We start from the raw sequence: 6473 nt of genomic DNA on the forward strand, positions 1-6473 counted from the left end.
AAATATTATTTTTGAGAAAATGCATATGAATAGCAATGTAAACTCATCGACTGTTGCTCTGCTTTTTGCCGGGCAGGGTAATCCTGTTATTGGTATGGGAGCCGATCTGTGGGATATTAATAAAACCACAAAAGCGATTTGGGATTGTGCCAGCGATATAGCGGGTATCGATCTGCGCCGCTGCTGCTTAAAAGGGCCAATGAATAAGCTGATACAGACCAGGGTTCAGCAGCTTGCTGTGACGGCAATAAATATTTCACTCTATTCATTAATGCGAGGAAAGTTAGAGTCCGAGTCCATTGTGGCTTCCTGCGGTCATAGCGTTGGGGAATATAGCGCATTATACGCTGCTGGCGTTATTACTCTTGAGGCGCTCTTTAAAATGATCGACTTTCGCGCCAGGGTAATGGATGAGCTGAGTAAAGTTAACAGAGGCGCTATGGTGGCGGTAAAGGGCGTGGACTACCTGGCGATGCGTGATTTGCTGGCCCGCTCTGATATGGAGTTGGATATTAGTTGCGATAACAGTCGCCGCCAGCAGGTGATTGGCGGAGCCTTGCCCGCGTTGAGCCAGTTTTCACAGAAGCTGGTTGCCGACCGTTATGAAACGATGAAGCTGGGCGTTAGCGGTGCCTGGCATACGCGTCTGATGAGCGAAGGCGTTCAGCCTGTGAGAGATTTTCTGGCCGGTATAAGCATCGAACAGCCTCAACATGAGGTAGTGATGAACGTAACCGGACGACCGGAAATGAACCCGCAAGAGATACGGGAAAATTTATCGCTGCATCTCACCCATACCGTGAAATGGACCGATTCGCTGGAATATTTGCTGATGCGTAAAGAGCCCGTTATGTTTATTGAAATAAGTAATAAAGCTTATCTGGGGCTGTTGCTGAATGATTTCTCTTCTTTTTCAGCGCAGATGTCATTGCATTGCAGAAAAATAATCTGATATGAAGGTGCTGTTATGAGTCCCGATTATTTTAAATTTATACGCTATCATGACAAGAGATTGATCCTTATTCTTTATCTTGTTCTTTTTATGCTGCTGGGTTTTTACTGGAAAAATAATGGCTATTCACTAACGCGACAGGATACGTGGCTTATCAGCGGCATCGTGGCAATCGTATTTTTCAACCTTATTTGTGAACTTAAAGCCTGGTGGATGTATAAGTATGTCCTGAAAAGCATAGACTTTGAATTTTTCACTGGCAAACGCTGCTCCACAATAGAAAAAATAGCCAGCACACCGCTGGCAGGCGGTTTTATCGCTTACTTTATTACCTGGTTAACCATTCAGGCTGCTTTTTTTGTTTCTGAGAAGCTGGAGAGTGTTTTTGGCCTGCTGCTTCTGCTGCCGCTCTTTTTATATCTTATCTACAGACGATTAAGAGTCTGTTATATCAAACAGGTAATCATGCAAGAGGAGCATAACACGCGTTATAAAACTCTTTATCAGGCGCTCAGCCATTACATTTTACTCAGCCTGGCATTAAATGTGTTAACTATTAGTCCGCTGAAAAACAATGCCGACTTTTCTTTAAATGAGGGGTGGCTCTCGGCGCGACTGATTATTGCGATGTTTATTCTTTGCGCTATCGTTCTGGCTATAGATCTGATTTTTTCCTGCCGCTCCAGACGTTATGTTCTTTTGGGTAAGTTGTTTCTGAAAGAGATTGAAATCACCTCGCCGGCTGCTGTCCCCTGTGCTTCGTTGTACGCTAAACCCGTCGTGCTCAGAATACTCTTTTTGTTGATCGTACAGTTTGCATGGATTTTACTTCTCAATGTCGTGCTTACCCTGCTGGAGTGGAACCTTCCGTTTGAAGTTTATTACCTGTTCTGCTTCTTTCCGGCAGGTGGATACTATTGTCTGCATTTATGCTGGCTATGGCGCACCGATTATCTTGCAGCATGTGATATGTACCTGCGCTGTAATGTAATCAGCAAGCGCTCTGGTTTCTGGTAGCGTCAGCTTTTTTGAACAAAGGGGCAGTGAAGCTGGCAGCCAGCCCAAAAGCGTCAGCGGGCGGTAGGCTGCGTCAGGGTATGAGGTTACGGTTAAGTCTGTTCTCCTTTCAGGAAACCCATCTATACTTATGGCGCCTTTCATACCAGGCGGCTGACGCAGACATTTACCCGGCTGCCGGCAGAGTTTGCTGTCGGTGTGAAAAGCGCGCATTTGAAGCAGGGGCCGGAGCCGTGCCGCCCCGGAGAAGGAAAGGCTCTAAAAAAATTTAACTTCAGGGGGTTGCCAACCTCATTAAGTTAGTCCATAATGCCGTCCATCAGATGAGGGAAGGCGAAAAAACTTCTCGAATCAATGAGTTAGCAGCGAAAATTGGTTGCTTCTCATACAGAATTTAGATTATCCGGTTGCGGGTAATCATACGGAATAAAGGCGCGTTGGCAGAGTGGCCATGCAGCGGATTGCAAATCCGTCCACCTCGGTTCGACTCCGGGACGCGCCTCCAATTTACACCCTGCCCGGGTGGTGAAATCGGTAGACACAAGGGATTTAAAATCCCTCGGCTGTATGGCTGTGCGGGTTCAAGTCCCGCCCCGGGCACCATCGAACATACCGAATAAAATCAAAGCAATAAGCAGTGATGTCGTAACCGCCCAAGGGCGGTTTTTTTGTTTTTGTCGATTCTTTCCTGACAAATTGTAAAAACCTGTAGGCGCACAAAGATACGAGCAAACTACCATCATCGCGGCGTCAGTCACTCTTAATAATAGTTACAACATACTAATAAGCGATGCTTCTCGGTTTCAGCAGCATGAAAAGAAAGGCTTAACAGGGGCTGAAAGGGCGCAGATTGATAAGCGACAAAAGAGAAAAGCGCAGAAAGCGCATAATAGCGCTTTCCTTAACTTGTCCGTTTGGTCATCTCTTTATGACAGCGCCGGTTCGCTGCGAAAAAGAAGATCAACGATTCAGGGCCTGCCCGGCCTGATGCGCCGCCGCAGGCGATATCTTAACTTTCTGTCGTAAGTCACTATGTTAATTTGTCAGGATGAGGCCAGAACATTTGTCACCGACAGTCGACTGGCCGCTACGCTCGCGCTGGTGGCAGGCGCGCTGAATACCGCCGCTTTTGAGGCGGTAGGCTTCTTTTCGGCCAATATGACCGGCAACGTCTCCTCGCTCTCCGAGCGGCTGGCGCGCAGTGAGCTGCCGGTCGCATTCTTTTTTCTCGAAATTGTCTGCCTGTTTATTCTCGGCTCCGCCTTTTCGACGCTGCTGATTAATCAGGGTCGACGTCACGGCATTCGTTCCGTATATGCGATCAATATTCTGCTGGAGGCGCTGCTGTTGATGCTGCTGGGCTGGGTCGAAGCCTGCTTTACGGCTCTCTCCTCCGGTACGCTGATGATCCTTAGCCTGAGCTTTTTGATGGGCCTGCAAAATGCCGTTGTAACGCGGATCTCCAATGCGCGCGTGCGCACCACTCACGTTTCAGGAACCGCGACCGATATCGGTATTGAGCTGGCGATGCTGATCGACATTGTGCGACGCCGGGAATCACCGGAGTATGCGCCGGTTTATCTGCAACGGCTGCTGCTGCATGGCGCGACGTTAACAGCGTTTTTACTGGGCGGAGTCGGGGGGATAGGGCTTTATCGTCTGACTGGCGAGGCGTTTCTGCTGGTTATCGGCGCGCTGCTGGCGTTGCTGGCGCTGGGCTCTCTCTGTAAAGCCCGGCGCCAGCGCACGTAACAGAAAACGCCGTGCGCGGCGGCCTCTGATCCCTTTAGAGTGTGCCGCTCAGGCGACGATGGAATTCGCTGCTGCGCGTATCCAGGCCGATGATGGTGACCTTCGCCTGGTAGCGCTGATAGCGATTTTCAATGGCGTCGAGCGCCGCCACGCTGGAGGCATCCCAGATCTGCGCATGGGTTAAATCGATAGTCACATCCTGCGGATCGTGCGCATAGTCGAAATGCTCGAACAGATCGTTGCTGCTGCCGAAAAACAGCGGCCCGCGCACGAGGTAACGCACCGATTCGCCATCGGCGCTCAGCTGCCGCTCGGCATGAATCACATGCGCTACGCGGCGGGCAAACAGCAGAATAGCGAACAGGACGCCGCCGACGACGCCAATCGCCAGGTTGCCGGTCCAGACGGTTGCCGCAACCGTCAGCGCCATGGTTACCGTTTCCGACAGTGGAATGCGCTTCAGCGTGGCGGGTTGCAGGCTGTGCCAGTTAACGGTCTTCAGCGCCACGATCATCATAATGCCCGCCAGCACTACCATCGGGATTTGCGCCATCAGGACGCTGAGGCCGGTCACCAGCAACAGCAGCACCAGCGCGGCCGCCACGGTTGATACGCGGGTGCGCGCTTTGCCCAGCTCGACGTTCACAATCGTCTGACCGATCATCGCGCAGCCGGCGATGCCGCCATAAAAGGCGGCAAGGATATTACCTACGCCGAGTCCCCAGCACTCACGACGTTTGCTGGAGGGCGTATCGGTCAGGTCGTCGACCAGCTTCGCGGTTAGCAGCGACTCCATCAGGCCCACCAGCGCGATGCTTATCGCGGTCGGCCAGATAATCTGCAATGTGGCGAGGTTAAGCGGCACGGCCAGCTGATTCAGACCGGGCAGTCCAGCCTGCATCGGGCCTTCGTCGCCGACGTTCGGCACATGCAGCCCGCAGAAGATGGCGATGGCGGTAATCACCACGATCGCCACCAGCGGGGAAGGGACGCTTTTCAGCAGGCGCGGCAGCAGCAGTACGATAGCCAGCGTCAGCGCGAACAGCAGCCATACCGGCAGCGACTGCCCCCAGACGTGCGGCACCTGGGCAAAGAAAATCAACACGCCCAGCGCATTAACAAAGCCGAGCATCACCGAACGGGGAATATAGCGCATCATGCGCGCCAGCCCGGCGAGGCCGAACAAAATCTGTATCACGCCGCCCAGCAGCACGGCGGGCATAATGTACTCAACGCCGTGCGCGCGCACCATTGGGCCAATCACCAGCGCCACCGAACCGGCGGCAGCCGTCACCATCGCGGGACGTCCGCCCAGCAGAGAGAGCGTCAGCGCCAGCACCACCGAGGCGATCAGGCTCACTTTCGGATCAACCCCGGCAATAACGGAGAAGGAGATCACTTCCGGGATCAGCGCCAGCGCGGTAATCACGCCGGCCAGACACTCGCGCGTCAGTAATTTCGGCGAACGTAGCACGCGGGCAACGGTTAACTCGCTGTCGACGTGCTTTGCCTCGCGCGTCGCAGAAGGGGTAGTCATAATTTGCAGGCTCTTATTGTCTTAACAGGATGCGGCAGCGCGCACTGTAAATCTGAAAGGGATAAATTGTCCGGGCAGGACAAGCGCGATATGTTAACGGTTATTGTTCGCTGACACCAGTTTCAGGCTCCGTCCGACCATGGTGAAAACGCACGTTTATCAGCCAGAGGAAAAAAGATGCAGCTACGCATTGCCAGACCGGTCAGCGATTTACGTCATAGCCAGCAACTTTACTGTCAGGGATTGGGCATGCAGCTGCTGGGGGCGTTCAGCGATCATCAGGGGCACAGCGGCGTGATGCTCGGCTACGCGGATGAAAGCTGGCATCTCGAATTTACGCAGTGTCTTCATCACCCCGCCACGCCTGTTTCAACCGAGGAAGATTTGCTGGTGCTCTGGCTGCCTGAGGAGCCGCTATGGCTGGCGCGCTGTCAGGCTATGCGGGCAGCTGGTTTCCAGGCGATTAACCCCTTTAATCCTTACTGGGAAACCGCCGCCCGCACGTTTATTGATGGAGACAACTACCGCACGGTGGTGCGTCTCGGCTGCTGGCCGCCGGTTAGCTGAGAATATCGTCTTCGGTCTTATGGACCACCAGCTCCAGAACGTGACGGTAAATATCGAGCATTACTACGTCGCTTTCCAGCTCCAGTCGCTGAATAAGCCTGGCGATGATCGCTTTGTTGGTAATCGGCTGGCCAGCCTGGAGGATCTCAGCCACTACAGTGCCAAGAATTTCCATCTCATTAATGGCCGCGGTTTCCTGCGCATTAAAGTAATCAGCAATTTCTCTGTCAGTCTGAGGTGTCATAGTCTGCATTTCAGTCCTCTTTAACGCGGCCAGCGCGCGTTAAGGCTTATTGTATCAAGACGATATCGGCCGGTAAGGTCGACCGGGTTTTAAGGGGTACAAGCAACGCAACGATGCCAAAACAGGATGCAACACATCCTTCAGACGAAAAAAAACCTCTGAAGGTGGAAATCCGAGTTAAACACCTTCAGAGGCGACGCAAATGCATCATTCGTTACAGAGCCGTTATCAGGCTCAGCGGTAAAGTTATACAGAAACATCAAAGTTGTACAAAGGTTGATTATACATATTGTGCTATTTATTAAAAATCATATAGTTAAATGACTAATTAATTATTCAGAACTTATACAAAATCCCTAAAAAAGTATTTAGATTGCAACATTTGCCAAACTCTTCTTTAGGTC

The 6473-nt window shown here is 51.9% G+C and carries 6 protein-coding genes and 2 tRNA genes; 6 read left to right on the forward strand and 2 right to left on the reverse strand.

Annotated features, from left to right (window positions below; all coding sequences use genetic code 11):
• Positions 1–25: 25 nt before the first annotated feature.
• The 5 genes from MYY08_RS12670 (at position 26) to MYY08_RS12690 (ending at position 3721) form a co-directional block, all read left to right on the forward strand.
• Positions 26–952 carry an ACP S-malonyltransferase gene (locus MYY08_RS12670; protein ID WP_288014453.1) on the forward strand — a complete coding sequence of 309 codons (927 nt, stop codon included), beginning with the start codon at positions 26–28 and terminating at the stop codon, positions 950–952.
• Between the two features lie 15 nt (positions 953–967).
• Positions 968–1969 carry a YcdU family protein gene (locus tag MYY08_RS12675; protein ID WP_288014448.1) on the forward strand — a complete coding sequence of 334 codons (1002 nt, stop codon included), beginning with the start codon at positions 968–970 and terminating at the stop codon, positions 1967–1969.
• Between the two features lie 431 nt (positions 1970–2400).
• A tRNA-Cys gene (locus MYY08_RS12680) sits at positions 2401–2474 on the forward strand.
• A gap of 11 nt (positions 2475–2485) precedes the next feature.
• Positions 2486–2572 (forward strand) — tRNA-Leu (locus MYY08_RS12685).
• Positions 2573–3001: 429 nt separating this feature from the next.
• A complete protein-coding gene (locus MYY08_RS12690; protein WP_038626876.1) occupies positions 3002–3721 on the forward strand; it encodes a YoaK family protein in 720 nt (239 codons plus the stop codon).
• A 34-nt stretch (positions 3722–3755) separates the two neighbouring features.
• Here MYY08_RS12690 and MYY08_RS12695 read toward each other — a convergent pair whose 3' ends face one another.
• Complete coding sequence (locus tag MYY08_RS12695) at positions 3756–5258, reverse strand: SulP family inorganic anion transporter (protein WP_288014450.1); 1503 nt, start codon at positions 5256–5258, stop codon at positions 3756–3758.
• A 177-nt stretch (positions 5259–5435) separates the two neighbouring features.
• On the opposite strand from MYY08_RS12695, the gene MYY08_RS12700 reads away from it, so the two are divergent.
• Positions 5436–5825 carry a VOC family protein gene (locus tag MYY08_RS12700; RefSeq protein WP_038626873.1) on the forward strand — a complete coding sequence of 130 codons (390 nt, stop codon included), beginning with the start codon at positions 5436–5438 and terminating at the stop codon, positions 5823–5825.
• Here MYY08_RS12700 and MYY08_RS12705 read toward each other — a convergent pair.
• Positions 5818–6069 carry a biofilm/acid-resistance regulator YmgB/AriR gene (locus tag MYY08_RS12705; protein ID WP_244555297.1) on the reverse strand — a complete coding sequence of 84 codons (252 nt, stop codon included), beginning with the start codon at positions 6067–6069 and terminating at the stop codon, positions 5818–5820. The genes MYY08_RS12700 and MYY08_RS12705 overlap by 8 nt on opposite strands.
• Positions 6070–6473: the final 404 nt, after the last annotated feature.

Origin of the sequence: Mixta sp. (assembly GCF_024610815.1) — a bacterium.
In the GTDB taxonomy this organism is placed as follows: domain Bacteria; phylum Pseudomonadota; class Gammaproteobacteria; order Enterobacterales; family Enterobacteriaceae; genus Mixta; species Mixta calida.

Excerpts from the sequence above, each read along its gene's own strand:
- MYY08_RS12670 (WP_288014453.1), top strand. The coding sequence starts at position 26 with ATGAATAGCAATGTAAACTCATCGACTGTTGCTCTGCTTTTTGCCGGG.
- MYY08_RS12675 (WP_288014448.1), top strand. The coding sequence starts at position 968 with ATGAGTCCCGATTATTTTAAATTTATACGCTATCATGACAAGAGATTG.
- MYY08_RS12690 (WP_038626876.1), top strand. The coding sequence starts at position 3,002 with ATGTTAATTTGTCAGGATGAGGCCAGAACATTTGTCACCGACAGTCGA.
- MYY08_RS12695 (WP_288014450.1), bottom strand. The coding sequence starts at position 5,258 with ATGACTACCCCTTCTGCGACGCGCGAGGCAAAGCACGTCGACAGCGAG.
- MYY08_RS12700 (WP_038626873.1), top strand. The coding sequence starts at position 5,436 with ATGCAGCTACGCATTGCCAGACCGGTCAGCGATTTACGTCATAGCCAG.
- MYY08_RS12705 (WP_244555297.1), bottom strand. The coding sequence starts at position 6,069 with ATGACACCTCAGACTGACAGAGAAATTGCTGATTACTTTAATGCGCAG.